Annotated in this window: 20 protein-coding genes and 1 pseudogene; 11 read left to right on the top strand and 10 right to left on the bottom strand. The window is 68.6% G+C overall.

Annotated elements, in window-relative coordinates; genetic code table 11:
- A complete protein-coding gene (locus tag I0C86_RS23325) occupies window positions 1-486 on the bottom strand; it encodes a hypothetical protein (protein WP_196203411.1) in 486 nt (161 codons plus the stop codon).
- Window positions 487-541: 55 nt separating this feature from the next.
- Between I0C86_RS23325 and I0C86_RS44530 the strand changes: the two genes are divergently transcribed.
- The gene (locus I0C86_RS44530) at window positions 542-670 is read left to right on the top strand and encodes a hypothetical protein (protein WP_255527797.1); all 129 of its coding nucleotides are present in this window, start codon (window positions 542-544) and stop codon (window positions 668-670) included.
- A gap of 45 nt (window positions 671-715) precedes the next feature.
- Here I0C86_RS44530 and I0C86_RS23320 read toward each other — a convergent pair whose 3' ends face one another.
- Complete coding sequence (locus tag I0C86_RS23320; protein ID WP_196203410.1) at window positions 716-2,116, bottom strand: restriction system modified-DNA reader domain-containing protein; 1,401 nt, start codon at window positions 2,114-2,116, stop codon at window positions 716-718.
- A 189-nt stretch (window positions 2,117-2,305) separates the two neighbouring features.
- Entirely contained in the window at window positions 2,306-3,199 is an 894-nt protein-coding gene (locus I0C86_RS23315) for an SDR family NAD(P)-dependent oxidoreductase (RefSeq protein ID WP_323373801.1), read from the bottom strand.
- A 144-nt stretch (window positions 3,200-3,343) separates the two neighbouring features.
- On the opposite strand from I0C86_RS23315, the gene I0C86_RS23310 reads away from it, so the two are divergent.
- From I0C86_RS23310 to I0C86_RS23300, 3 genes are all read left to right on the top strand, one after another.
- Window positions 3,344-3,964: a TetR/AcrR family transcriptional regulator gene (locus I0C86_RS23310; RefSeq protein ID WP_196203409.1), complete on the top strand. Its 621-nt coding sequence runs from the start codon at window positions 3,344-3,346 to the stop codon at window positions 3,962-3,964.
- 80 nt (window positions 3,965-4,044) lie between these two features.
- Window positions 4,045-4,251: a hypothetical protein gene (locus tag I0C86_RS23305; protein ID WP_196203408.1), complete on the top strand. Its 207-nt coding sequence runs from the start codon at window positions 4,045-4,047 to the stop codon at window positions 4,249-4,251.
- A gap of 55 nt (window positions 4,252-4,306) precedes the next feature.
- Window positions 4,307-5,287: a hypothetical protein gene (locus I0C86_RS23300; protein WP_196203407.1), complete on the top strand. Its 981-nt coding sequence runs from the start codon at window positions 4,307-4,309 to the stop codon at window positions 5,285-5,287.
- Window positions 5,288-5,368: 81 nt separating this feature from the next.
- Here I0C86_RS23300 and I0C86_RS23295 read toward each other — a convergent pair whose 3' ends face one another.
- Window positions 5,369-5,596 carry a hypothetical protein gene (locus tag I0C86_RS23295; RefSeq protein ID WP_196203406.1) on the bottom strand — a complete coding sequence of 76 codons (228 nt, stop codon included), beginning with the start codon at window positions 5,594-5,596 and terminating at the stop codon, window positions 5,369-5,371.
- A gap of 209 nt (window positions 5,597-5,805) precedes the next feature.
- On the opposite strand from I0C86_RS23295, the gene I0C86_RS23290 reads away from it, so the two are divergent.
- Window positions 5,806-6,531, top strand: a complete 726-nt coding sequence (locus tag I0C86_RS23290; protein WP_196203405.1) for a hypothetical protein — start codon at window positions 5,806-5,808, stop codon at window positions 6,529-6,531.
- A gap of 460 nt (window positions 6,532-6,991) precedes the next feature.
- Here I0C86_RS23290 and I0C86_RS23285 read toward each other — a convergent pair whose 3' ends face one another.
- Window positions 6,992-7,213, bottom strand: coding sequence for a winged helix-turn-helix domain-containing protein (locus tag I0C86_RS23285; RefSeq protein ID WP_196203404.1), 222 nt, complete (start codon window positions 7,211-7,213; stop codon window positions 6,992-6,994).
- Between the two features lie 357 nt (window positions 7,214-7,570).
- Here I0C86_RS23285 and I0C86_RS23280 point away from each other — a divergent pair, with 357 nt between their 5' ends.
- The 4 genes from I0C86_RS23280 (at window position 7,571) to I0C86_RS23265 (ending at window position 12,603) form a co-directional block, all read left to right on the top strand.
- Window positions 7,571-7,729: a hypothetical protein gene (locus tag I0C86_RS23280; protein WP_196203403.1), complete on the top strand. Its 159-nt coding sequence runs from the start codon at window positions 7,571-7,573 to the stop codon at window positions 7,727-7,729.
- A complete protein-coding gene (locus I0C86_RS23275) occupies window positions 7,729-9,936 on the top strand; it encodes a hypothetical protein (RefSeq protein WP_196203402.1) in 2,208 nt (735 codons plus the stop codon). The genes I0C86_RS23280 and I0C86_RS23275 overlap by 1 nt, the downstream gene beginning before the upstream one ends.
- Window positions 9,937-10,132: 196 nt before the next feature.
- Window positions 10,133-11,728: an alkaline phosphatase D family protein gene (locus I0C86_RS23270; protein WP_323373800.1), complete on the top strand. Its 1,596-nt coding sequence runs from the start codon at window positions 10,133-10,135 to the stop codon at window positions 11,726-11,728.
- Between the two features lie 14 nt (window positions 11,729-11,742).
- Complete coding sequence (locus tag I0C86_RS23265; protein WP_196203401.1) at window positions 11,743-12,603, top strand: galactose-binding domain-containing protein; 861 nt, start codon at window positions 11,743-11,745, stop codon at window positions 12,601-12,603.
- Here the strand turns inward: I0C86_RS23265 and I0C86_RS23260 are convergent.
- The gene (locus I0C86_RS23260) at window positions 12,572-13,369 is read right to left on the bottom strand and encodes a hypothetical protein (protein ID WP_196203400.1); all 798 of its coding nucleotides are present in this window, start codon (window positions 13,367-13,369) and stop codon (window positions 12,572-12,574) included. The two genes, I0C86_RS23265 and I0C86_RS23260, sit on opposite strands and share 32 nt — an antisense overlap.
- A gap of 50 nt (window positions 13,370-13,419) precedes the next feature.
- On the opposite strand from I0C86_RS23260, the pseudogene I0C86_RS23255 reads away from it, so the two are divergent.
- A pseudogene (locus I0C86_RS23255) lies at window positions 13,420-14,619 on the top strand (3'-5' exonuclease); the annotation flags it as partial.
- Between the two features lie 94 nt (window positions 14,620-14,713).
- Here I0C86_RS23255 and I0C86_RS23250 read toward each other — a convergent pair.
- From I0C86_RS23250 to I0C86_RS23235, 4 genes are all read right to left on the bottom strand, one after another.
- Window positions 14,714-15,061 carry a hypothetical protein gene (locus I0C86_RS23250; RefSeq protein WP_196203399.1) on the bottom strand — a complete coding sequence of 116 codons (348 nt, stop codon included), beginning with the start codon at window positions 15,059-15,061 and terminating at the stop codon, window positions 14,714-14,716.
- A 151-nt stretch (window positions 15,062-15,212) separates the two neighbouring features.
- Window positions 15,213-15,854: a hypothetical protein gene (locus I0C86_RS23245; protein ID WP_196203398.1), complete on the bottom strand. Its 642-nt coding sequence runs from the start codon at window positions 15,852-15,854 to the stop codon at window positions 15,213-15,215.
- 147 nt (window positions 15,855-16,001) lie between these two features.
- Window positions 16,002-19,943 (bottom strand): GDSL-type esterase/lipase family protein, encoded by a 3,942-nt coding sequence (locus I0C86_RS23240; RefSeq protein ID WP_196203397.1) that lies wholly within the window; start codon window positions 19,941-19,943, stop codon window positions 16,002-16,004.
- A 265-nt stretch (window positions 19,944-20,208) separates the two neighbouring features.
- Window positions 20,209-20,721 carry a hypothetical protein gene (locus I0C86_RS23235; RefSeq protein WP_196203396.1) on the bottom strand — a complete coding sequence of 171 codons (513 nt, stop codon included), beginning with the start codon at window positions 20,719-20,721 and terminating at the stop codon, window positions 20,209-20,211.
- Window positions 20,722-20,898: 177 nt separating this feature from the next.
- On the opposite strand from I0C86_RS23235, the gene I0C86_RS23230 reads away from it, so the two are divergent.
- Window positions 20,899-22,806: an AfsR/SARP family transcriptional regulator gene (locus I0C86_RS23230; protein ID WP_196203395.1), complete on the top strand. Its 1,908-nt coding sequence runs from the start codon at window positions 20,899-20,901 to the stop codon at window positions 22,804-22,806.
- Window positions 22,807-22,886 lie beyond the last annotated feature (80 nt).

The following is a 22,886-nucleotide window of genomic DNA, read 5'->3' as shown; positions in this document are numbered from 1 at the left end:
TCAGCTCGCCTGCCGCTGCCGAGGCGGCGCGGGGCGTGGCGCTGTCTGTGTCGTGCAAGCCTGCGCATGCCGGTCGATCGAGGTGAGTGTCTCGCCAAGGAGTTGTCCCACCCGCTCGACGCTCTGGCTCACGCGCTCCACGGACTGGTCGGGCGAGATGTTCACCGGCGCCGGGTGTGGGAGTTGGAGGTCAAGTGCTCGCACCAGGAACCGGCACGTTCGCCTGACGAACTGGGCCACGGCCTTGATTGCGCTAAGAAACAGCAAAATGGGATATGTCAGCAGGATCAAGCCCGCGCCGAAGATTTGGCTGGGGCGTGCACGTTCCAGGCGTACATCAACGGAGCCGTTGATCACGGGGAGCTGCATCTCGACCGCTGTCGACTGTTCGGCGGGCTGGGGGCGTTGATCGATTTGCGGATGTTCGTCGGTGAAGTCGATGTACCAGGACGGTAGTGCGGCGGTGATCGCCACGTGCCTGCCCATCCGGTATTCCACGTCGCCCCCAAATCGTTTGGCGGCGCCAGCTTACTGTAAGTAAATGATCGACTACTACATCCAAGAGGCGTGGGATGTTCACCATCTGACTGATGTGACAGCGACGTTGAGCGATGTCGCGAGGGCTATGGTCTTGCCCCCCGGCCATGCCGTCGATGATCGCGACGGGTAGCGCCCGACTTTCGGCGCTGCGCTCCTGAGTCGGAGGTGAGGTTCTTCAGACGGTGAAACTGCGGATCAGGTCGAGGAAGTAGCGGAGCCTGGCGACATCGGCGGGCTTGACCGGATCCGGGTTGAAGTGCATGACGGTGTTACGGATCTTCCGCAGCTCGTCGAGGCGCTTGATGAAGACCGTGCGGGCGAGCGGCCAGGCGAGCTGCTGCCAGCAGTCTGGATCGTTCAGCACGGTCTGGTACGTGCCCATCGTCATCCGCTCAAACGACTTCGGTGCCCACATCTTCGCCCTGGTGCAGGCCCGCTGCACCGTCTCCAGGTCGAAGGCGTTCAGGATCGCCCGGCGTAGCTCTTGGTCGACCTCGCCGATCAACAGGAACGGGGTGGCGGTTTCGTCGTACGTGTGCACGACATCGGCCGCGGTGATGATGCCCGAGATCGTGCCGTCGAAGTCGCGTACGAAGACGAACTCCTCCCGTCGCAGGATGTCCATCACCCGGAGAAGTCGTACGTCGTAGTCGAACACCTGGGCCGGCGCGACCATACTGCCGAAGGGCGCGTTCGGGTTGCTGTGCTGGGCCTGGGCAATGGACTTCCAGCTCACCGCGCCATGCAACTCGGACGGGCTGGACAGGACCGCGAGCTGGGAGAAGTCGTTCAGTCGCATGGTGGTGATGGCCTCCTCCAGCGAGGCCGACGGCGACACGGAGACCAGCGGCGCGTCGATGGAGAGCAGGTTGCCGAGGGTCAACCCGATCTCCGCGACACCCTCCTCGGCAAGTTCCGCCTGGAGGGTCCCGGACTCGTCGCCGACCGCGGCGCTGCCCTGAGTCCCCTCGCCCGGACCGGGCACGGTGACGAGCGTGACGGTCCGGTCGAGGTTGACCGCCCGGAAATCCGGTGCGGTGGTGAGGCCGTGGTTGGCCAGGTCAGCGTCGATCTGTTGGCTGGCGGTCGGGTCCCTGTCCTCGAAATCCCACAGCCGGACGAGTTCCCGCACGGTGAGTGTCACAGCGTTGCCCGCTTCAGCCTGCCGACGCGCCTCGGTGAGTCGGGCGAACCGTCGCCGTACGGCTCGGCGGTCAACCCCCTCGTCGGCGCCGTCGACCTCGGATGTGTCGTCGGCGACGGCGCGCATCAACTGCTGCCGCAGATCGTGCAGGAACGGGCCGTCCGCGTCGAGCCGCCAGGCGTACCAGCCGTGGACGGCGCGGGCCGAGTTGACGGCGGTGGCGGCGCCGGACGGCGTACTGAACTCCCGGCCGTCGGAGAGCCTGATCCGACCCCGGTCGGTGATGGCGGCCTTGTGCACGGCGGTCGAATGCGGTGGCCGGTAGGAGAGGGCTTGGCCCACCTTGACCATCCCGGCGTCGAGCAGGTCCGAGACCCGGAGCCTGCGGCCGTTGATCAGGGGGTGCCTACGGCGGGGAGAGTCGTTTGACATGCCGGTGAACTCCATGGGGGCACTGTTGGGTTCTGGGCAGGTATGCCATGACGGCGGTTGCTGTCGTGCCGAACGTGAGCCGAGCGCGACCGCATGGTAGCAACGGGCAACGGATCTCTCCGGAGGCGTGCTCCGGACGGCGCGCCGACCATCCCGGACGAGGCCCAGCCGCTCGTCCTGCGGCGCCGGTCAGCGGCTGATCGCCGGCAGCCCGACGAGTTGGGCGCTGTCGTGCCACAGGGCCTCCATCGCGTCGTCGCTGCGCGCCAGCTCGGACGGCGGGAGCCAGGTGAGTCGGCCGCGAACCAACCGGGCGTGGTACTCGCCGGGCGGCGGCACCGTCGAACCGGTGGCGATGTCGGCCAGGGCGGCGCCGGCAGCCGCGACGCTGTTGAAGCGCGGCACCACGGCCCGCATCGGAGTGCCGAGGATTCGCCACATCGCGCGGACCGGGGCGGGGGCGTCGCGCAGCAGGCCGGTGCCGGGCGTTGGTCCCGGGTCGTACGCCACGACGGTCAGCGCCGCCGCGTGCGCCTCGGGTTGGGTGGCGAGCGCCCGGGCGGTCAGTACCGCGCAGAGCTTGGACGAGGAGTACGCCCGCCCGCCAGCGGTCCTCGACTGATCGTCGCGCTCGGGATCCCGGTCCGGATACGCGAGCAGTTGGGCGTCGGCGTGCCGGGGCGCCGGGATGATGGTCTTCGCGGCCGGGTCGTGCGTGGCGCTGCCGGTGAACGTGACGATGCCGTTGCGGGCCATCCGTGGCAGCAGTAGTCGTAGTAGGAGGTAGTGCGAGAGGTGGTTGACGGCGAATGTGGTCTCGAAGCCGTCCGGCGTGCGGTTGCTGCCCTCGTGCAGGCTCAGCCCGGCGTTGAGCACGAGCGCGTGGATCTCGGCCGCTTCGAGCGCGGACGCGAAGGACCGCACGCTGTCGAGTCGGGCAAGGTCCAGGGGGAGCGTCTCCACGCCGACCGGCCCCTTGGTGCGCGCCCCGAGCAGCACCCGAGTGCCGGGCTCCCGCGCCATCTGCTTGAGGGCGTGGGCACCGAGGCCGGAGGTCCCGCCGGTCATCACAATCGTCTTCACGTCCGCAGATCTCCCCCGGGTGTACGGTCACTTGACCACGTCGGATCTTCTCAAGCCCGAGCAGGTAAGATGAGTGACGCACTCAGGTTAGGATAATATGAGTCGCTGACTCAGCTTGTCAACGGATCGAAGGGGCTGACCACGGTGACGCCACGCGCCCACCCGGGCAGTAGCGCGGAGACGGCGGCCGACCGGCCGCTGCGCGCCGACGCCCGGCGTAACCGGGAGCGGATCCTGGCAGCGGCCGAGGTGACGTTCGCCGCCAAGGGGCCGGCTGCGTCGACCGAGGAGATCGCGCAGCGGGCCGAGGTCGCCGTCGGCACCGTATTCCGGCACTTCCCCACCAAGGAAGCCCTGATCGAGGCGGTCTTCGTCGAGCGTCTGCGCTGGCTGACCAACAAGGCGCAGACGCTGTGCGCGGCCGCCGACCCGGGCGCCGCGTTCTTCGCGTTCTTCATTGAGGCGCTCGGCCAGTCCACCGCGAAGCACGCGTTCACCGGCGCGGTCGGCGGCGCCAGCGTGGACTTTGCGGCGGCGGACGGCGCGATCGCCGACGCCGTACAGGACCTGCGGCAGGTGATGACGACTCTGCTCGGCCGGGCTCAGCGGGCCGGTGCCGTCCGCCGGGACATGGACATCACCGGCCTGATCGCGCTGTTGATCGGCGGCTCGCGAGCCGCCGAGCACGCCGGTGGGGATTCCCGGGTACGGGACCTCACGCTGGCCGTGATAGTCGACGGGCTCCGCCCGCCGACCCGCCCTTGACCCAAAGCGGTCCACCTTAGACGCATTCATGACAGTTTGATCTAGATCTTGACGGGTAGCATGCCTGCGGTGAGTCGCTCATGAAGCCCACGATCGCCGCCGACACCCTTCGCGGGACGCTCACCCAGTACCTCACCACCACCTTCGGGCTGACCGACGAGCCGGTACGACGCGGGTTGGAAGCCTTCCTCACCCACCCCGAGCAGGGCATCTTCCGGGGTCCGTACCTGCGGATCCGGACCCCGTTCCGGCCGGCGTCGGGCGAGTGGCGCTCCACACTGGACTAGGCGCCGACCGGCTTGCGTCGCTGGCCAGTGCGAGGGTCAAAGTTAATCTGTGCCGATGCGACGTATCTCCGCCGAACTCCTCGCGCAGCGCACCGATCTGAGGATCGCCTGGGACCTCAGTCCGACCATGCTGGGGCCTGGTCGGGCGTACCGGATGGTGGAGGGTCGGGTGGAGGCGCTGGACCCGCAGCTTCGCTCGACTGGAACGGCTGCCGCCCCGCCCGGCAAGCTGCTCAACGCGTCGCCGGAGCTGGATGTCGTGGTCGTGTCGGACGGCGACGACCTGGTTGTCCGGCGCAGCGGTGTGGACGTGCGGCTGGCGGTGCCGGGCGCGGATTCGGCGACCCTGCTGGACGACGGCTGGCTGCTGGTGACCGCGCCGGTGTTCGAGAAGCGCAGCTCGGAGGGGCACACATATACCAGCAAGGATGCCCATCGGGTGCTGCTGATCGATCCTGAGGGCACGATCATCCACGAAGCGACGCTGAACGTCACCGACGCGGGTGTGACCGCGCTCCCGCATCCGCAGGACGGCTCGGTGATCCTCACCGCGGGCGAGGGTCAGGACGGCGGTGCGATCTTCCGCGTCCGGGTTGACGGAGCCGAACTGCGCGTCCAGCGCATCCTGGAGAATGCGGTGGCCGCCGATTTCAACCCGTCCGGCAGCCGGCTGCTGGTCACCCCCCACCCGAGCTTCGACGATGCGGTCCGCGTGCTGTCCTGGCCGGACCTGACGCCGCTGCATGAACTGTCCGAAGACGTCCTGGCCGAGGATGAGGTTTTCGATGTGTACGGCTGCTTCCTGTCCGAGAGCCGCGTCATCCTGTCCGTTGCCGAGAACATGCCGCTGATCTGCACGGCAGAGCTGGTCCCGGAGGGCCGCATCGCCCTGCCCCCAAGCTTTGCCGAGGCCGAAACCGTAACGCTGGTCGGTCTGGCCGAGAACGTCTTCGGCCTGGACCTCTACCTCGAGGAGAACCTTGAGGTGGCAACCGTCTGGCACCTTCCATCCGCCGCGCACGCCGGCAACCGGTAGGGCCCGGTTGTCGAGGTCGACCACCGGGAGGATCCCGGCGAGCAGGTGTGGTCGTGCGTGCAGAACGGTCGTGGTGTGCGATCAGTCGGGGGTGCCTGCGGGCTGGCGCCTGAGCGCCGTGCCCAGGGCCGCGCCGCCGGCCGTGCCCACCATCCAGAAGACGATCATGACGAGAAGGAAGTCCGGGCGCAGCACGTCGAGGACCGCCGACTGCCACGTCGGTGGCACGGCGTCGCCGGTGCTCAGGTATCCGGCCTGCCGGTTTGCCCAGACCGCGGCCTCAGGCATGCCGACCGCGAGCACGGCCATCAGGGCGGCGAGTCCGGACAGGGCTCCGGTGCGCAGCCCCGCGCTGAAGGACCGGTTGCGCCAGGCCGCAGCGAGCGCGACGGCGACCAGCAGCCCACTCGGGTCCGACGATCCAGAAGCTCAGGATGCCGCCCTGGTCGTGCGCCAGTGACCAGCGTGAGGCAACGAACGAGCCACCCGCGACGCCGAGCGCCATGTCCTGGCTCAGGGTGCCAAGCGCCCGAGACGTTCTGCTGCGACAGGTGCGGGCCTTCGCCGTACCTGTCGCGGTCGTCGTCGAGTACGAGGCCGACCCGTTCGGCGTACGGGGCGTCGTGGACGGCCTGATCGAACTGTTGAACTGCGAGGTGCCACTGCTCGTGCTGCGCTGTGACGTCTCCGCGCTGGGCGCGCTCTGCTGCGGGGCGGTTGCGGCGGCGGTCGGCACCCGCGCGGCCCTGCGTCACCTCTACCCGATGGTCCCGACGCCGTCGCGGCGCCGTCTGTCCCGACCGGCGCCCTCCGTCGTCGTGTCCGGCTGCCTCTCGTACAGGCGGCTCGGCACGGTGGCGCGAACGAAGCGACGGCACCCGGACAGCAACCTGTGGTGGTGTGGCTGCACGACCTGCGGAGGCAGAGAGCTCGACTGGATCATGCACCGTCCGGAATGGATGCGGGAGCGGTTGTCCTTTCAGCACTCGCTCGATGCCCTCGCCGAGTTGCGGGATCAGCTCATCGGGCCAGACCTCCAACGGGACCAGTTGACCTGGCGGGCCCGATGCGCCATTGCCGCGTACTGGCGTCGAGAGGTGGGCTGGGAGCCGCTACCCGCACTCGACCGATGGCAACAGGCGATCGGGCTACCCCCATCGGATGATCCGTCGCTCCCGTCACGCCGTCCGGGTCGGAGCATTCCGCCGCAACGGGGGAGTGATCGGACGACACCGCCACGGTGATCGCCGGTAATGTGCTGAGGGCCATCGTTATGGGGAGGCGATCCGGCGCGTGACTGTGCCACCCGCGTTGCAGCAGCTCGGCGACTACCGTCTCGTCCGTCCACTGGGGTAGGCGGAATCAGTCGACGACTCGCCGATCACCAGTAGCAGATATGAGTTGTAGGTCGCGCTGCCAGCCGGCGGATCAACGCCCCCACCATGCGATCACCTAGATGTACACGCGCGCGCCTGCACGCCACCTAGCGAGTAACGTTGACTGGCCGTGACGACGCCGGGCAGCCAGCGGGCACGACCGGCGTCGTGCCAGCAGTCCGAGGTTGAGTTCAAGCCGTCCTGCGGTCAGGGTCAGGGCGCTGCGGGCCCTCAGTGCCCCTGCCTGCTCAACGGCCTTCAATGCTAGCCGTGGTCACCCTCGAGGCTCCTGCCGTGTGGCCTCCTCGAGGCCAAATCGTGGCAACCTCTACTTCGACTCAGTTACGAAGACACCCTTGCCCTGGTGGCCCTCCAAGAGCCCTTCCGCTTGCAGGATTAGCAGGGCTGAGCGGACGGGTTCGGCGGACACGTCGTAGATCGCGATCAGCTCGCGGAGCGACGGCAACTTGTCACCCGGCTTGTACTCACCCGACGTGATCTTGTCGCGGATGTCCTGCGCGATGCGCTGGCGATCTGAGATTCGGGGCATGGCAACTTCCTGGTAGGCCCCTGCATCTTCTCATGATCACTAACGAAGCCTCAAGACTTTGCCTGCTTTGCATGCTTAGCTCTTGTCCTCCCATGCTTTGCATTGTAAGTTGCCTCTGCGGGACGCCTGGCAACGGAAAGCCTGGTAGGCAACCGGCCCTCCGGTTGGGCATCCGCGCTGGCACGGCTGGTGCTTACCCACTGGCCGTGCCAGCCCTGAGACACGCCCTGCTGCTGTACGTGCTGCTTGTGGCTGCGGCGGTGGGGCGGGGTGGCCCCGGTTCGAGGTGCGCGTGCCGGCGATTCGGTCCGGGGCCACCCGTCCATGTCCTGTTCTCCGAGAGGCTGGTGAGAGGTTGTGCGTGCTCTGCTCCGATGGTTGTTCCGGCGGGACGGGCAGTCGCTACGGCGGCTTGAATTGGCCGGTGTCCGGGAGCAGAACGCCCGGATCAAGACCGCGCTCCGGCGGTGGCAGTCCCGGCAGGCGCAGACGGCGTACGAGTTGGCGCGGCGCTGATGGCCGGGCTGCCGGTGGTGCAGTGCCGATCGTGTGACGGGCTCTCCTTCACCCTCGACCCGTGCCGCTGCACGTACGGCGGCAACCAACTCCTGGTCAACGCCGACGAGAAGAGCCGGCCCGCCGGGGAGGCGTACCAGGACTGCCGGGAGTGTCAGGGGGTCGGCACGGTCGGCCAGCCCTGCCACGACTGCCAGCAGACCGGGCGGCGCCGCGCCCAACTCGTACTCACCATGGCGAACCTGGACACCGGGGCGGTGGCCTCGGCGAACGTCGTACCCGGGGTGGTGGAACCCGTGCCCTGGCCGGACGACGGCGGTGGGAGCTGGCATCTGCCGCTCGCCCCGCTGCTCCGCGACCTGGCCGCCGTCGTCGGCGTCGGCACGTGGACGGATGTTCGTCAGCCCGGTGAGCCGGACGGGCCGCTCGTCTTCCTGCCGCGCTCCTGGCGGCCGGGGCATCCCGCGTCGGCCCGGGAGGCGCTGGAAGCCGAGGCGATCGCCGGGGAGAGCAACGACGCGTGGCGGCTCTACCTCGGCCGGGCAGCGGGCGCGCCGCCCCGGGAGGCGGCGGCCGAGCTGGGCCGGCTGTGCCGGTTGGCCGAGTTGCTCTGCCTCGACCTGGTGGTCGAGGCCCGCCGCCTGGTCGCCACGGCCGGGCTGACCTGGGCGATCCGGTTCGAGGTGCCGGGTGGGCCGGTGCCGGCCGAGGCCCGGGGCTACGCCGACGACCTGACCGCCGCGATCACCAGCACGACCGATCTCGACGCCTGCTACGGGCTGGAGGAGCGCGGCCTGACCGCCCCCGCCCACCACCTGACCATCGGGGAGCCGCCGCCCGACCCGCCGCCGGTCGACCTGGACCAGCTCGAACGGCGGATCCTCGCCGACTGTCTCGACCTTGCCACCGGCGGCCCGACTGCCGGGGCGCAGGCGATCTGGCGGGACGGCCGCTGGTGGCACACCAGCCTGCGCGCCGCCGGGACGAGGGAAGTCCTCACCGAATGGTCGACCGGACAGATCTTTAGCCGGCACGCGCCGACGCTGCGCCGAGGATGGCAACCGCCGGCACCGTCGTGGCAGGACCCGACCCCCATCGCGTACGTCGACTGCCCCGACTGCGACCCGCACAGCCGGCTGCAACGCTGTGACTGCCGACTGGCCACCGGTCGGGTCGACCCCGACTGCCCGAGATGTGCCGGCTCCGGTCGTAGCCCGTCACTGCTGCGCTGTCACACCTGCCGGGGCGCCCGCCGGCTCCACTCGGAGGCGGCGATCACGATCACCGACCTGGCCGGCCGGGTCGTGCACCTCAGTTGGCGGGCCGACGCGTCCGGCTGGCGTATGGGCGAATTCGCCTGGCACGGCGACCTCGCCGGCCGGCAGGCCGATCGGGCCGGACCGGGTGACGGGCGGGCCTGGCAGGTGGGGGAGGAGACCTGGCGGACCGGCCAGCGGGTGCCGGCACCCCGCGTGGCAACCCACCCCGGCGGCAAACCCCTGCACCAGCTCCCCGCCCAGTTCCGGCTCGCCGGCTGGGCCGACCACTTCGGCGTACGCCCGGAGGACCTGGTCGAACTCGACGGCGGTGGCAGCCTCGACCACAACCTCCGGGACGGCACCGTCACCCTGCACCGGTCCGACGCCGACCCGCTGACCGAGTACCTGCGCTGGGCTGCCCGGGGTCGACCCGGCGGCCGGCTGTTCGTGCTGGCCCGCCGCCCCGACGTGCCGCCCCTGGCCGACCTGGTCCGGCTCGTCCTCGGACTGCGGTTGACGGTCACGATCACCCTCGTCGACCACATCCGCAATGCCGGCGACCTCCGCCTCATCCAGGGCGAGAGCTGGGACGTCACCATCAACGTCGTCGGCCGACTGCCGGCCCCGGCCGACCCGCCCAGCCGATCCAACCCGGAAGCCGCGATCGCGTTCTGCCTCGAATATCTCGAACTCGCCATCGCCAGCAACGTCCCCGACAACCCCGACGAGCCGATCCCGGTGCCGCAGACTCCGACCCCGATCGTGGTCGACGACCCCGTACCCCTGCTGCGCCGGCTCGCCCGGCACCATCCCGGGCAACCCGTCGCCGTCCACTACGACGGCATCACCTGCCAGGTGTGGCTCCGCGAGCGCGACGACGTACGCCAGCTCGCCACCGCACCCACCCTCCCCGCCGCAATCACCGCCCTCGGCATCGACCAGAACTGAGGCCACCCGGCAGCCGCCCCGCTCCTGTCGAGTCGGGCGACCGCCGCAGGGACCTGAGGCGGTGGAGGCGGCGGTCGCACCCGCTTCGGCTGGGATCGGGCGTGGTTCGAAACCGTGCCGGCTCGTGCTGCGATCCTGACGTTGCAGTTCACCGGGCGTCGCCCGTCTGTTCAACTGGGCCCGGCATCGTTCGTGCGTGATCAACTCTCCAACTCTTCCCCCTGGGCTGAGCGCGGCGACACGCCGGCGCTTTCTGACTGTCACCGGGGCGGCCGCCGGGCTTGCCCTCGCCGGTGCCCTGCCTGGGGTCAGCTCTGCCACCGCTGCGACCACCGACGCTACGAAGCTCGACCCGTTCACGCTCGGGGTCGCCTCCGGTGACCCGTTGCCGGACGGTGTTGTGCTCTGGACCCGTCTCGCTCCTGACCCGCTGGCGCCTTTCGGCGGCATGGATCGGCGGGCCTACTCGGTCCAGTGGGAGATCGCCACCGATGAGCGCTTCCGGCAGGTGGTCAAGCGCGGTACTGCGAAGGCCACCCCCGAGTACAGCCACTCCGTGCACGTGGACGTCCGCGGCCTCAAGCCGGCTCACGAGTACTACTACCGGTTCCGCAGCGGTCGGTTCGTCAGCCCGGCCGGCCGGACGAAGACGGCTCCGGCGCCGCACCAGATGTTGTCGAGCTTGACCCTTGCCTTCGCCTCCTGCCAGGCTAGCTGGGAGGGCTGGTTCACCGCACACCGCGACCTGGCCGCCCGCCGCCACGATGTCGTGCTGTTCCTTGGCGACTACATCTACGAGTTCGGCAACGACCGGGGTGTTCGCCCCGGCGACGACGACCTGCTGCGGACCCGGCAGGCAGTCACCCTGGACGAGTACCGCCAGCGCTACGCGTACTACAAGACCGACCCGGACCTGCAGGCGGCACACCAGTCCGCTCCGTGGATCGCCGTCTTCGACGATCACGAGGTCGTCGACAACTGGGCCGACATGTACGCCGGGAGCACCCCCACCAACGAGTTCCTGGTCCGGCGGGCCAACGCGTTCCGTGCCTACTGGGAGAACATGCCGCTGCGTGCGCCGCAGCGCCCGAACGGCCCCGAGATGCAGCTCTACCGCCGCTTGCAGTACGGCCAACTGGCGGAGTTCTCCATGCTCGACACCCGCCAGTACCGCAACGACCAGGCGAACGGCGACGGCACCAAGGCGCCCAACGCCGCCACGGCCGACCCCACCCGCTCGATCCTCGGCTTTCCCCAGGAGAAGTGGCTGCTCGACGGCCTCAGCACGTCGCGGGCCACCTGGAATGTCCTCGGTCACCAGACCGCCATCACGCTCCTCGACACGGTCTCCGGCCCCAACGTGGCCGTTCCGATGGACACCTGGGACGGCTACAGCGCCTCGCGTGACCGCCTCCTCGGGGGCATCGACGAGCGCGGCATCAAAAACGTCGTGAGCCTCGCCGGTGACCTGCACCGCACGGTGGTCAGCGACCTCGCGCTCGACTTCAACGACCCGGACTCGAAGGTCGTCGCGACCGAGTTCGTCGGCACCTCCATCACTTCGGGGCAGGACGGGCAGGACCTCGACGCTGGCGGGCGGGTGCTGCTTGAGGAGAACCCGCACATGAAGTTCGGCAACTTCCAGCGCGGCTACGTCAGCTGCGAGATCACCCCGGACGCCTGGCTGTCCGAGTTCCGGGTGTGCGACCGGGTCACGGTGCCCAACGGCACCGTGAGCACGCGCGCCAGGCTCGCCGTCGAGAGCGGCGTCGCCGCTGTCCAGCAGGCATGAGAGGAACGACCATCATGAAGAAGACTGTGATCGCGACCCTGGTCGCTGGTGGGGTGGCCGTGGGGGTCGCCCTCGCGGCTCCGGTGGACACCGCCGTCGCCAGCCCGGAGGGCAAGGCGCGCTCGGAGGTCGTGTTGTCGGCCTCGCCCGCCGCCGTGTCGGCCAGCGAGCTGCCGTGTCTGCCCACCTCGATCGCGGTGACGCTGACCAACACGGGTGCCGAGCCTGTCTTCGCGGACGCGATCCTTGAGGCCGACAGGCCGCTCGTCCTGTCTGACACGGTGTTCTCGACGTACCTCCCCGCCAGCAACCCGGACCAGCCGGTGGCCAAGTCTTTCGGCGTGCAGGTACCCCGTGGCACGAAGCCGGGAACGTACGACATCACCGTGACCAGCGGGAAGCAGAAGGACGTCGTGCCCGTCACGGTCCGGCCGGTCCCACCGCGCGAGCCGGGGGCCAACCTCGCCTACGGCGAGCAGGCCATCGCCTCGTCCACGCACGGGAACTTCACGCTGTGCGGAGCCGTCGACGGTGACAGGGATCAGAGCCACTGGGACACTCTGACCGGCTGGAACGACGCCACCAGTGGGGTCTTCCCCGACTGGTACGGCGTCGAGTGGCCGACCGCCCAGACGATCGACCGGATCGAGCTCTGGACCAAGACTCCCGCCGCCACAAACGGCATCCGGGACTTCGACCTCCAGGTGCGCGACGGCGAGTCCTGGCGCACCATCGCCCAGGTGATCGGCAACGCGCAGGAGCACATCGTCACGACGTTTCCCGCCGAGCGGACCGACGCCGTACGCGTGCTCGTTCACCTCGGCGGCAGCAACTACTCACGGCTCATCGAGTTCGAGGTCTACGGCCCGCAGTAGAACCGGCCAACCCGAGCACGACGCTGGGCGTCCCGCCCGTCGACGCGACGGGCTGGGGCGCCCCGGCGGCGCCGGCCGGATTGACGACGCCTTGAACACAGATTCGTGAGGTGCTTCCCCTGTCGCCGCTGATAGAGCAGCTTCTGCCCTGGCCGAAGTAGGCCGGCTTCCAACAGGTCTGAGATGCGGACCCTCCGGTGGTTGAACCGAGGGTGCTGGCGGAAGCGGGGCGGATCGTCCATCCAAGACACGTGGTTGCTCTTCTGAGTCGGAGGTGATGCCTATAGACAATGAAGGTGCGGATCAGGTCCAGGAAGTAGCGGAGTCGAGCGACGTCGCCGGACTTGACCGGATCCGGGTTGAAGTGCATCACGGTGTTGCGGATTCTTCGAAGCTCGTCGAGGCGTTTGATGAAGACCTCGCGGTCGAGCGGCCAGGCAAGCTGCTGCCAGCAGCCCGGATCGTTCAGCACGGCCTGGTACGTTCCCATGGTCATCCGCTCGAACGACTTGGGCGGCTGCACGCCGGCGGAGGTGCACGCCTGCCGTACCGTACGCAGATCGAAGGCGTTCCGGACAGCCCGCCGCAGCTCTTGGTCGACCTCGCCGATCAGCAGGAATGGTGTGGCGGTCTCGTCGTAGGTGAGCACGACATCGGCGGCGGTGATGATGCCCGAGATCGTGCCGTCGAAGTCGCGTACGAAGACGAACTCCTCCCGCCGCAGGATGTCCATCACCCGGAGTAGTCGCACGTCGTAGTCGAACATCTGGGCCGGCGCGACCGATCCGAACGGAGTCTGGCTGCGGGCGCGCGGTCATCGACCGGCTGGCCAGCCGGGTCGTCGCCGAGGCGAAGGCCGGAGCGGGTAAGCGGATCGTCGACGACAACAAGGTGCCCGACCTCTGGCAGGACTTCCTGCTGGAAACCGGGGACTCGAACTGGGATCCGGAGTTCCTGGCGGCCGAATGGACCCAGGTCATCCTGGGCCAGGTGCTTGGTTCCCGGGCCGAATACTTCAGCGCCCGTCGCCCCGGCCGGGGACGCACCCTCAGCCGGGCCGAGCGGGACCAGGTCTGGCAGCTCACCGAGCGGTTCACCAAGTGGCTGGACGACCAGGGCAGGTGGACCTGGCGTCAGGTGGCCGAACGGGCGGCCCGGCAGGAGATGGACCGGGCCGCGCGCAGCGAGGGCCTGCCCCCGGAGGACTCCGGAGGATTCCTGCGGCACCGCTACCGGCACATCGTGGTGGACGAGGCGCAGGACCTGAGCGCCGCGCACTGGAAGATGCTGCGTGCCATGGTCGCGTCCGGACCGAACGACCTGTTCCTGACCGGCGACACCCACCAGCGCATCTACGACAACCACGTCACGCTGGGCAGCCTCGGTGTCAACATCCGTGGCCGGTCTGCCCGGCTGACCCTGAGCTACCGCACCACCCGGCAGATCCTCGCCGCGGCTTTGGAGATCATGAGCGGCGAGACGTACGACGATCTCGACGGTGGCGCGGAGAATCTCGCCGGCTACCGGTCGCTGCTTCGGGGCGGGGTGCCGACGTTCCGGGGCGCCGGATCGTGGCATCAGGAACGCGAACTGGTCGTCGGGCAGTTGGCGGCGTGGGGAAATCCGGCCGACGGGTCGGTAGCGATCGCCGTACCCACCCGGGAACTGGCCAGCGAGGTCGCCGCGCGGCTGGAGGCCGACGGGATACCCGCGGTGGAAATCGGCCCCGACGGGCCGAAGCGACCCGACGGCGTACACATCGGCACGATGCATCGGTTCAAGGGACTCGAATACCAGCGGATCATCATCGCCGGAGTCAGCGACGGGCTGGTTCCCCGGCAGATGATCAACCGGCACCGGGACACTGATCCAAAGCGCTACCAGCGCGAACGTCAGCGCGACCGGTCGCTGCTCTTCGTCGCCGCCACTCGGGCCCGTGACGAGTTGGCCGTCTTCTGGCACGGTACGCCGAGCCCGTTTCTTACCAGCCATCTGGTGCGACCACCCACGGCCTGACCGTTCGAGATCGGGGTAACGACTGCGCCCTCGGCCTCTGACCGATCACCTATGGCGTCCGGATGACAGACCCCTCCGTGCAGGAGGAGCCCAGCTACCGCTCTGCTTCACTCGCACCCTGTGACGGTCCGCCGGCTCCGTCGCTCTCGTCCACGAACTTGTAGTAGCTCATCCGGAAGCGTTGCAGCAGGGCACGCATGAATTCCGGACCGGCCTCCGGCGGCACCCGCCCCGCGCCGACCGGCACGCCGTTGTCGTAGAAGTCCTGCGCAGGCGCGCTCCACTCGGGGTCGAGGACTGTCAGCGACACCGCTTGGCCCGGCTGCCAACGGAACTCGGCCACCCGCCGCTTGTCGTGCCGGGCGAATGTGTACAGCGCCACGCGGGTCAGCGCCTGCTCGGTCATGCCTGCCTCCTGGCTCACCACGATTCCTCCGGTCACCACGATTCCTCCGGTCACCACGGTTCGGCGAACGGAAGGCCTTCCACCTCGCCCGTGATCATGCCTCGACCGCGGATCTCGATCTAGTCGTCGTCGATCTGGGTGAAGGTGACGGTGCCGGAGAGGTGTCGCTGCGATGCCTCCTCAACGGTCAGACGAGCCGCTCCAGCCGGTGAAGGATGTCCCGCAGCCTGTCCTTCGTCGCATCGGAGGTCGGCGAGCCGGGTCTGAGGACATCGGGGAGGACGAAGGTACGCCAGGATCGCACGGTGTCGGCCACTGTCCCCGGAACATTCCTTTCAACCAGCGAACAGGCGATGGCCAGCGCCTCGAGCACGTCGGCGCATGCCGAAGCGACATCGCGGCTCCGCACCTGGGCGACGCCGACCAGCGCGTCCAGGAGATTGACGAGCTGTCGATCGATTGCCGCCCGGGCCAGCCGACGGATCGTCGTGGTGTCGCCCGGGTCCACCGGATGACGCTCCAGGAAACCGGCGCTCAGCAACAATGCGGCCAGGACCGCCTCCGGCTCCCGCCGGGAATCGTTCCCCCACCCGCCCTGCTTCTCGAAGATCCCGATTGTCTCGGGATGGAAGTCGCCCAGGGCTCTGACGAGGTCCAGCAGGCGGTCGACCTGGGTTCGCCGCGAGGTGACGTACCGGGTGAAGGAGTCCGCCGAAGGCGGAGCGAAGTCGCAGCTCACCAGCGCGCCGAGGTCGAGCAGCCCCCACAGCGGCGCGTAGATGTCGTACGCCATCCCCGTCTCGGACGGCCCGCCGTCCCACCCAGCCATCCGATCCTCCCGTACGAGCCCTCAGCGCCCTGATGGCCGCCGCGCCCCTCCTTCCCGGCGCCCTCGGACTTTCAAGCGACGTGACGTGGCGGGTACGTCGGTGATGACCGCCCTGTGGCGGCGACATGGTCGCCGCCACAGGATTGATCACAGTCCCAACGAGCGGAGCGTGGCGTTGAAGGTGTCGGCATAGTAGGTCGTGCCGCGCATGTTGGGGTGGAAGGACTGCTGTGAAATCGGCGCGTCAGGGTATTCGCCCGGCGTCTTGGCCGCGATGATGCCGTGGATTCCCTCGGGAATGCCGCAGACACCCTTGTTCTGGAAGGCGTCCCGGGGGTCGGAGAAGGTGATCGGCATCGTGTCGTCGAGGCGCTCGACCAGCTCGCGCATCTTCTGGGCCAGCAGGTCGGACATCTCGTCGATGAAGCTCACCTCTGCGAGGCTCAAGGTGTATTGGCCCAGCAGGCACCACGCGCCGAGGGAGATGAGCCGCGGATATCCCATCAGGACGATTCGAGCGTGGTCGGCCTTCAACCGGATCTGACTGATCACCGTCTCGATCGACGGAATCACCTTGGTCGTCATCAGCTGGGGCAGCCGGTGTCGCAGGGACATGGTCTCCCCGGGCAGGGGGGCGTCGGCGCAGTTGTCGATGACGGGAACGTTGGACGCGCAAGCCATCACCACTTTGTCCCATCCGAGGTCGTTGCCGCCGATGGTGAAGGCCACCAACGTGGTGTTCTCGTCCAGGTAGCCCTGCTCTATCTGGGAGACCTCGCGGTAGGCCCCGATGCCGTGCTCGCCCCAGGAGTTCGTGACGTTCGCTGGCAGCAGGTTCTCCGTCTGCGCGAAGGAACAGGCGACCATGTGGTAGTCGAGCGAGTTGTCCCATCCTACGTCACGCTGCGTAATGGTCTGGCTCGGATTGTCGGTCAGGGTGGCGATCCGGGACCATGCGTTGTAGGAACGGTGGCAGGCGTTGCGGTTTCCGGTGTCGCCGTTGTCGGTCTCTTTGAGGTAGTTGGGAAAAGGCCCTTCCGACACGCCTTCGCCGGAGCTGTAGGAGTCACCGAGGACGGCAATCATGTGCCGCGGCTTGGCCGCCATGGGTTGGAAGGCGACGGCGTCGAAGGCGATGTCGTGGCTGCCGTTGCCGTCGGAGGTCAGGTTGCTCAGGGAAACGCTTGGCGTGCCGTTGAAGTTGAACACACCGAGCGAGACCCAGCGGTCTCCCGTCTGGTCGACGGGCTGGTGGTACCGGCTGGCGGTGTTGACGTGGCGGGTTCGGAATCGTTCCTTGCTCTGGGGTGTGTTCGCACCGATGTCCACCTTGTAGGCAGCTTGCTGCGTGTGCGCTCCGTGCCCCGGGATATGCACCATCACCCGCGCCCACGTGTCGGTCCAGACCCGGTCCAGTTTCCACGTCCCGGTTACCTGAAAACGCGTGTTGCCGCCCGGATACCAGGTGTGGGCGAAGTAGAAGTGCCCGTCGAATCCGCTGCCGACCTGGTGGAAGTCGGCCTTGGAGGGATATGTTCCGTTTGAGTCTGCACCGAAGGCCATGCTGAACTCACCGGCGCTGACGGTGCCGGCACAGTTGGGCCGCACGATGCCAACGCCGTCGGGCACGTCATCGACGACAATGGCACCGGTGGGCAGTCTGTCGCGGTTGCACACCGGTGGCCAATGGGTTCCTCCGGCCGGCTCGGGTGAGCCCGGGGCGTACGTTCTGTTGTCGAAGCCGCAGGTGTACTCGACGGTGCCACCGTCGTTTCGTTCGCATCCCGGTTTCCAGGCCACCGGCAGATGCCACCAGCAGTGGAAGTCGGCTTCCGCACAGGGGTTTCCGGACTGGTTGATGTCGCAGCGATTGCCGCCTGAGGCGCTGCTGCAAAAGGCGTCGATCGGTGGCTTGGCATCGAACCGGTAAGTCTCGTCGGTCCACCACGCCTGGGCGTACGCGGCCTCGAAGTCGTCGGTGCGGAAGTCGTACTTGACGATGGGGGAGGCCGCCCAGCCGATGACCTTCTCCGGATAGGGCCAGTCCTGCGGATGCCTCGCGTCGTCGGGAGAGTTGTGCAGGAAGGGCCTGCGGCTGGCCTGATAGTCGGGGTTGGCCGGGTTGTTGGTCCAACCGAGTCCCCAGTTCCCGCGGCTGTCGGTGCAGTTCGGGCTCGGCGTGCAGCCGTTGGGGTACCCGGTGCTCGCCTGCGGGTTGATGCCCGTGTTGTAGGCCCACAGGGCGGCGAACCAGTTTTCGATGTTCCCCGGGTCGGCGTCGTTGACGCGTATGCCCGCGTTGTAGGTCTGGTTCCATTTCTGTTCCAGGATCCGCAGGCCGGCGGCGATGTTGCTGGCGTAGTCGACAGCGATGGCGCGCTGCTGGTTCGAGGTCCAGAGGGTGTCGCCCACCCGCATCCCGTCGGTGACCTGTGCCACGCCGTAGCCACAATCGGATGCGCTCCAACGGATCGCCCACGGGTCTGCGCCCTTGTAGTCGAAGCCGTAGAAGTTGCCGACCAGTGGATTGCCGGTCACCCCCTCCAGCGCATGCCAGGAGGCCTGCCACAGGTTGGACTCCTGGGACAGGACGCCCAGCAGGATGGAGGCGGGCACGGTGGAGCCGGAGAAGGAGCTGGTCAGCCCGACTCGGGGGAACATCCCCTGCGGCGTCCACGCCACCGGCGGCCCCGAGTGTTTCCAGTTGGCGGGCCGCTGAACCGTCAATGCCCCCTTGACCGCGAGGTCGGCAGCCCACTCGACCTGCTTCCAGTGGGGCTGCTCCACCTGGATCGCCCTGTCGTTTCTGGGTACCGAGCACGTCCGGTCGGTGTCCACCGGATCGGTGGGCGAGGCAGCGTTCGGTGCCGCCCGCCCCCGGGGCGACGCCCCGCCGGGCATTTCCAGCGCGGGGCTCAATGCCCGCCCCTGCATGGCGACGTCGGTACGGCGGGCGCCGGGCAACACCTGGAAGTCCACGTCATGACCAGTGCTGAGAACCTTCGCCTTGAGCAGCAGAGGCCGGGGCTGGTCCGGGTCACGGGGCTGGGCCAGCGCGGTGACCGCTGCCGCGTCGCCGTGACGTGTGGCGACCGCTCCGGCGGTGGAGATCTCCGCCTCGACGGGTGCGGCGATCTGCCTGACGGTGCTGGGCAGGTTCCTGGCCACGCTGGTGGGAGCGCCGGTGACGAAGATCCGGCCATCGCCGCCCGCCTGGAGGTCGATCTTCTCCAGCGGGCCGCGAGCCAGTTCGCGTACGCCACCACGTGCGGGATCCGAGACGTACCTGACCACGCCGGAATCACCAGCACGCTCCACGAACGCCACTCCACCGGTGCGGTCGGGTCGAATGCCGAACGGCGCGCCCCGGGTACTGGCCACGATCCGCTCGCCCCCGTTTCGATCGACCTCCAGGAGCCCACCACCGGCAGCGGCCACGATCCGATCGCCCAGCGGCGTCGCCGAGGTCACCTGTCCGGCCAGTTCGTGACTGCGCGACACGGAGCCGCGCACCGTGTCGACGACGTGCAGGCGCGTGCGACCCAGGTCCACGACACCCGACTGGGTGAGGACCGCACTTTCGCCCGTACCGCAGCCGGGGTTGTAATAGGCCAGGCTGGCACGCATGGGCAGCTTGGTGACCTGGCCGTTGCTGAGGTTGACCACGGCCACGAAGCCACCGCGATCGAAGGTCTGCTGGCGGTTGGTGAACGTCCTCGGGGCGTACACCACGACGGCGCGGATCCCGGAGCCGGTCAGGCAGGCGTTTCCAATCCACCTGTCCGCCTCGACACCTGGCTCGGCGAGCGTGGCGATGGTGCGCCACGTGTAGCCGTTGTGGGATTCCGCGACCAGCAGATGGAAGCCGGAGGAATCGCCGCTGGTGGTCCAGGCCATGTCATCGGCGGTCTGCCAGTCCTTGGGCAGCAGTCGATCCCGCTGATCATCCGGCACGGTGTCCGGATCGGACACCACGGGGACGGCTCGCGGAAGTGGCGCGAGAGGGGTGGCCGTGGCGGGTGTGGCCGGCACGAAGACTGCCGCTCCCGCTACGAGCACCGTGGACATGATCAGTCTGACAGAGTCCATATTTTTCTCCGTCCACGCGGCGTCTCGCCGGTGATGGCGCAGGTGACGACGAGGGGGATGGGATCCCGACGGTGGGCGGGGAGGTCCTCGTCCGACCGGTCGGTAATCCGCGGCCACGAAGTCTCACGAAGTCCGACGAAGTGCCTTCCGCGCGTGGAACACTGAACGACTCGACACCGATCAGTTCGTCTGCGTGGTAGGCACTTCGCCGTCGCGGTGGGTCCGTCCCGGCCGTCAAGATCATGACCCGGTTCGATGACCGGGACTAGTAGATCCAGTCGGTGCAGAGGCTCCAGTAGTGCTCCGGAAACGTCTGCGGTGGATCGTAGACGTAGCCCCATGACCAGCAGGCCTGGGCGCGGTCGTTGCCGTAGTCGGCGACCATCGGGCTCCAGACGGGGCTGCCACCGCAGGGAACCTGCGGCGAGTAGTACTGGTTGGACGTGTAGTAGCCGTAGTAACCGTAGACCTGGCGAGTGATCCGCACATACGCCACCGGGTTGGGGACGCTGGGTATGCAGTCCTTGAGCCCGCGCGCCCAGAACGACGCGCATCCGGAGCTGCGCCGGATCTGCAGGGTGGCTGCGGGCACACTGCCCCAGTAGCCCACCTCGTCCGGAGTCGAGGTGGTCGAGCAGTGCGCGCTCGGGTCCAGCCCGTTACAGCCGACGTCATGGCAGGCAGCCATGGCTGGCGTCACCGGCACCAGCACCAGTCCCGCACTCGCCACGGCGGCCAGCGTCGCCGCGAGCAGCCTACGTCTCAGTCGTAGAAGCAACTTTCCTCCTCAAGAGGTGGTCGAAGGATGTGAATCGAACCGTCGTTGCCTGGCTTACTGTAGGCAGCCACAATTGCTGCGTACTTACTTGCGGCTTAAGGCATCGCCGAGTGAGGAGTGACTGTGGGGGCGCTCGGGCACGATCTACTCACTATCGGGATACTTGGACCGCTAACAGTGACGCTCAACGGGAAACCGGTGGTCATCCCGTCGCTGATCCAGCGCAACCTCGTCGGTTTTCTGGCCCTGCGGCCGGGCTACGCGGTACCGATCGCCGAGATCGCCGAGCTGCTCTGGCCGCAACAGCAGCCGCCGTCGTGGCGCAACCTGATCCACGTACACGTCAACCGCCTGCGCGCGCTCATCGAGCCGGCCCGTGACCGACGTACGCCCAGCCGGGTGCTGGTGGCGTTGAGCGCCTCCTACAAGCTGGACCTGGCGCCCGAGCAGCTCGACGTCACCCGCTTCGACAACACCGCGGCCGAGGCGCAGCGGGTGGCCAAAACCGGCGACCTGCCGCGCGCCTTCCAGCTCTACGAACAGGCGCTGGAATGCTGGCGGGGGCCGGTGCTCGCCGACAGCGACGACCGGCTGCGACGGCATCCCCGCACACATACCTGGAATCGGCGCCGGGTAGAGGTCGCCATGGCCTTCGCCGAGCTGGCGTTCACGTGCGGAAAGCACGCGCGGGCCAACCGCTGGTTGCGGGAGCTGTCCGATGAGGACCCACTGAACGAGCGGCTTCATGCGCAGTTGATGGTGGCGCTGGCGGGCAGCGGCGAGCAGGCTGCCGCACTGCAGGTGTTCACCCGGATGCGTGCGCGCCTGGCCGATCAGCTCGGGGTGGATCCTGGACCGCAGATGCGCGAGGCACAGCAGTTGGTGCTCGGCTGGTCTGCGCCGGCCCGACCCGACGCGGTCGCGGGGCCCGCTCGGCCGCGCATCTCCCCGGTACCGCAACAGGTGCCGGCCGCCGTGCCAACGTTTGTCGGCCGCGACACCGAGCTGCGCTGGCTTGATGCGCTGGCCGACCCGGGCGGCAGCCAGCCGGAGGCGCCGCCGGTCGGCATCATCAGCGGCACGGCTGGCGTGGGCAAGACGGCACTGGCCGTGCGGTGGGCCCACCAGATGCGGCGGTTGTTCCCCGATGGGCAGCTCTACCTCAACCTGCACGGCTACGACCGGGGCAGGCCGGCGATGAATCCGGCCGAAGCCCTGCGCGAGCTGCTGCGGAGCCTCGGTGTGTCGATCCAGCGGATCCCGGCTGGCCTCGAGGCCCGATCCGCGCTCTACCGCAGCATCCTGACCGACCAGCGGATCCTTGTTCTGCTGGACAATGCGCGGGACTCCGACCAGGTCCGGCCGCTGCTGCCCTCGGCACCGGGTGCGGTCGTGGTGGTCACCAGCCGCGACTCGCTTTCCGGGGTCGTCACCGCGCCGGGCGCGCGCACCCTCGCTCTTGACCTGATGACCGATGCCGAGGCCCGTGAGATGCTCTCCAGCTGGATCGGGACCCCGTACGCCGTGGCCGAGCCGTCGGCGGTGGACAGCGTCATCGCCTTCACGGCGCGGCTGCCCCTTGCGCTCGCGATCGTCGCCGCCAGGGCCGCTGGCGACCCGGCGACGCCACTCTCCGTTCTCGCCGGGGAGTTGCGAGATGCCGGCAGCCGCCCCGACGCGTTGGCCGCCGGAGAGCCGACGACCAACATCCGCACGGTGTTCGCCTGGTCCTACCAGATGCTGAGCCCGCAGGGCGCGCGCCTGTTCCGCACCCTGGGCCTGTACCCGGGCCTGGAGTTCGGCACCACGACGGCGGCGAGTCTGGCCGGGATGCCCGTCGCGCAGGTCGGGCCCGTTCTGGCGGAACTGGTGCGGGCGAACCTGCTCACCGAGCACACCTCGGGCCGGTTCACGTTCCACGACCTGTTGCGGGCCTACGCCGCCGATCTCGGGCAGACTGCCGACGACGCGACCCGTCGCCACACCACCCTCGAGCCCATCGTCGAGCACTATCTGCAGAGCGCGTACCCCGGTGACGAGATGGTCGAGCGGCACCGTGGACCGCTGCCACTCGCGCCGCCGTAGTCACGCCCGAGCAGCCGTAGTCACGCCCGAGCAGCCGTAGTCACGCCCGCGCCGATCGCTCGCCCGTTCGCCCGGTAGCG

It is taken from the genome of Plantactinospora alkalitolerans, from assembly GCF_015690345.1.
GTDB classification, from domain to species: domain Bacteria; phylum Actinomycetota; class Actinomycetes; order Mycobacteriales; family Micromonosporaceae; genus Plantactinospora; species Plantactinospora alkalitolerans.
This window is presented reverse-complemented; position numbering and strand designations above follow the sequence as displayed.

Bases quoted from the DNA above. Each gene is read 5' to 3' on its own strand.
- I0C86_RS23260 (WP_196203400.1), bottom strand. From the start codon at position 13,369: ATGTTCGACTACGACGTGCGACTACTCCGGGTGATGGACATCCTGCGG.
- I0C86_RS23285 (WP_196203404.1), bottom strand. From the start codon at position 7,213: ATGCCCCGAATCTCAGATCGCCAGCGCATCGCGCAGGACATCCGCGAC.
- I0C86_RS23265 (WP_196203401.1), top strand. From the start codon at position 11,743: ATGAAGAAGACTGTGATCGCGACCCTGGTCGCTGGTGGGGTGGCCGTG.
- I0C86_RS23325 (WP_196203411.1), bottom strand. From the start codon at position 486: ATGGGCAGGCACGTGGCGATCACCGCCGCACTACCGTCCTGGTACATC.
- I0C86_RS23240 (WP_196203397.1), bottom strand. From the start codon at position 19,943: ATGGACTCTGTCAGACTGATCATGTCCACGGTGCTCGTAGCGGGAGCG.
- I0C86_RS23245 (WP_196203398.1), bottom strand. From the start codon at position 15,854: ATGGCTGGGTGGGACGGCGGGCCGTCCGAGACGGGGATGGCGTACGAC.
- I0C86_RS23300 (WP_196203407.1), top strand. From the start codon at position 4,307: ATGCGACGTATCTCCGCCGAACTCCTCGCGCAGCGCACCGATCTGAGG.
- I0C86_RS44530 (WP_255527797.1), top strand. From the start codon at position 542: ATGATCGACTACTACATCCAAGAGGCGTGGGATGTTCACCATCTGACT.
- I0C86_RS23305 (WP_196203408.1), top strand. From the start codon at position 4,045: ATGAAGCCCACGATCGCCGCCGACACCCTTCGCGGGACGCTCACCCAG.
- I0C86_RS23320 (WP_196203410.1), bottom strand. From the start codon at position 2,116: ATGTCAAACGACTCTCCCCGCCGTAGGCACCCCCTGATCAACGGCCGC.
- I0C86_RS23295 (WP_196203406.1), bottom strand. From the start codon at position 5,596: ATGGCCGTGCTCGCGGTCGGCATGCCTGAGGCCGCGGTCTGGGCAAAC.
- I0C86_RS23275 (WP_196203402.1), top strand. From the start codon at position 7,729: ATGGCCGGGCTGCCGGTGGTGCAGTGCCGATCGTGTGACGGGCTCTCC.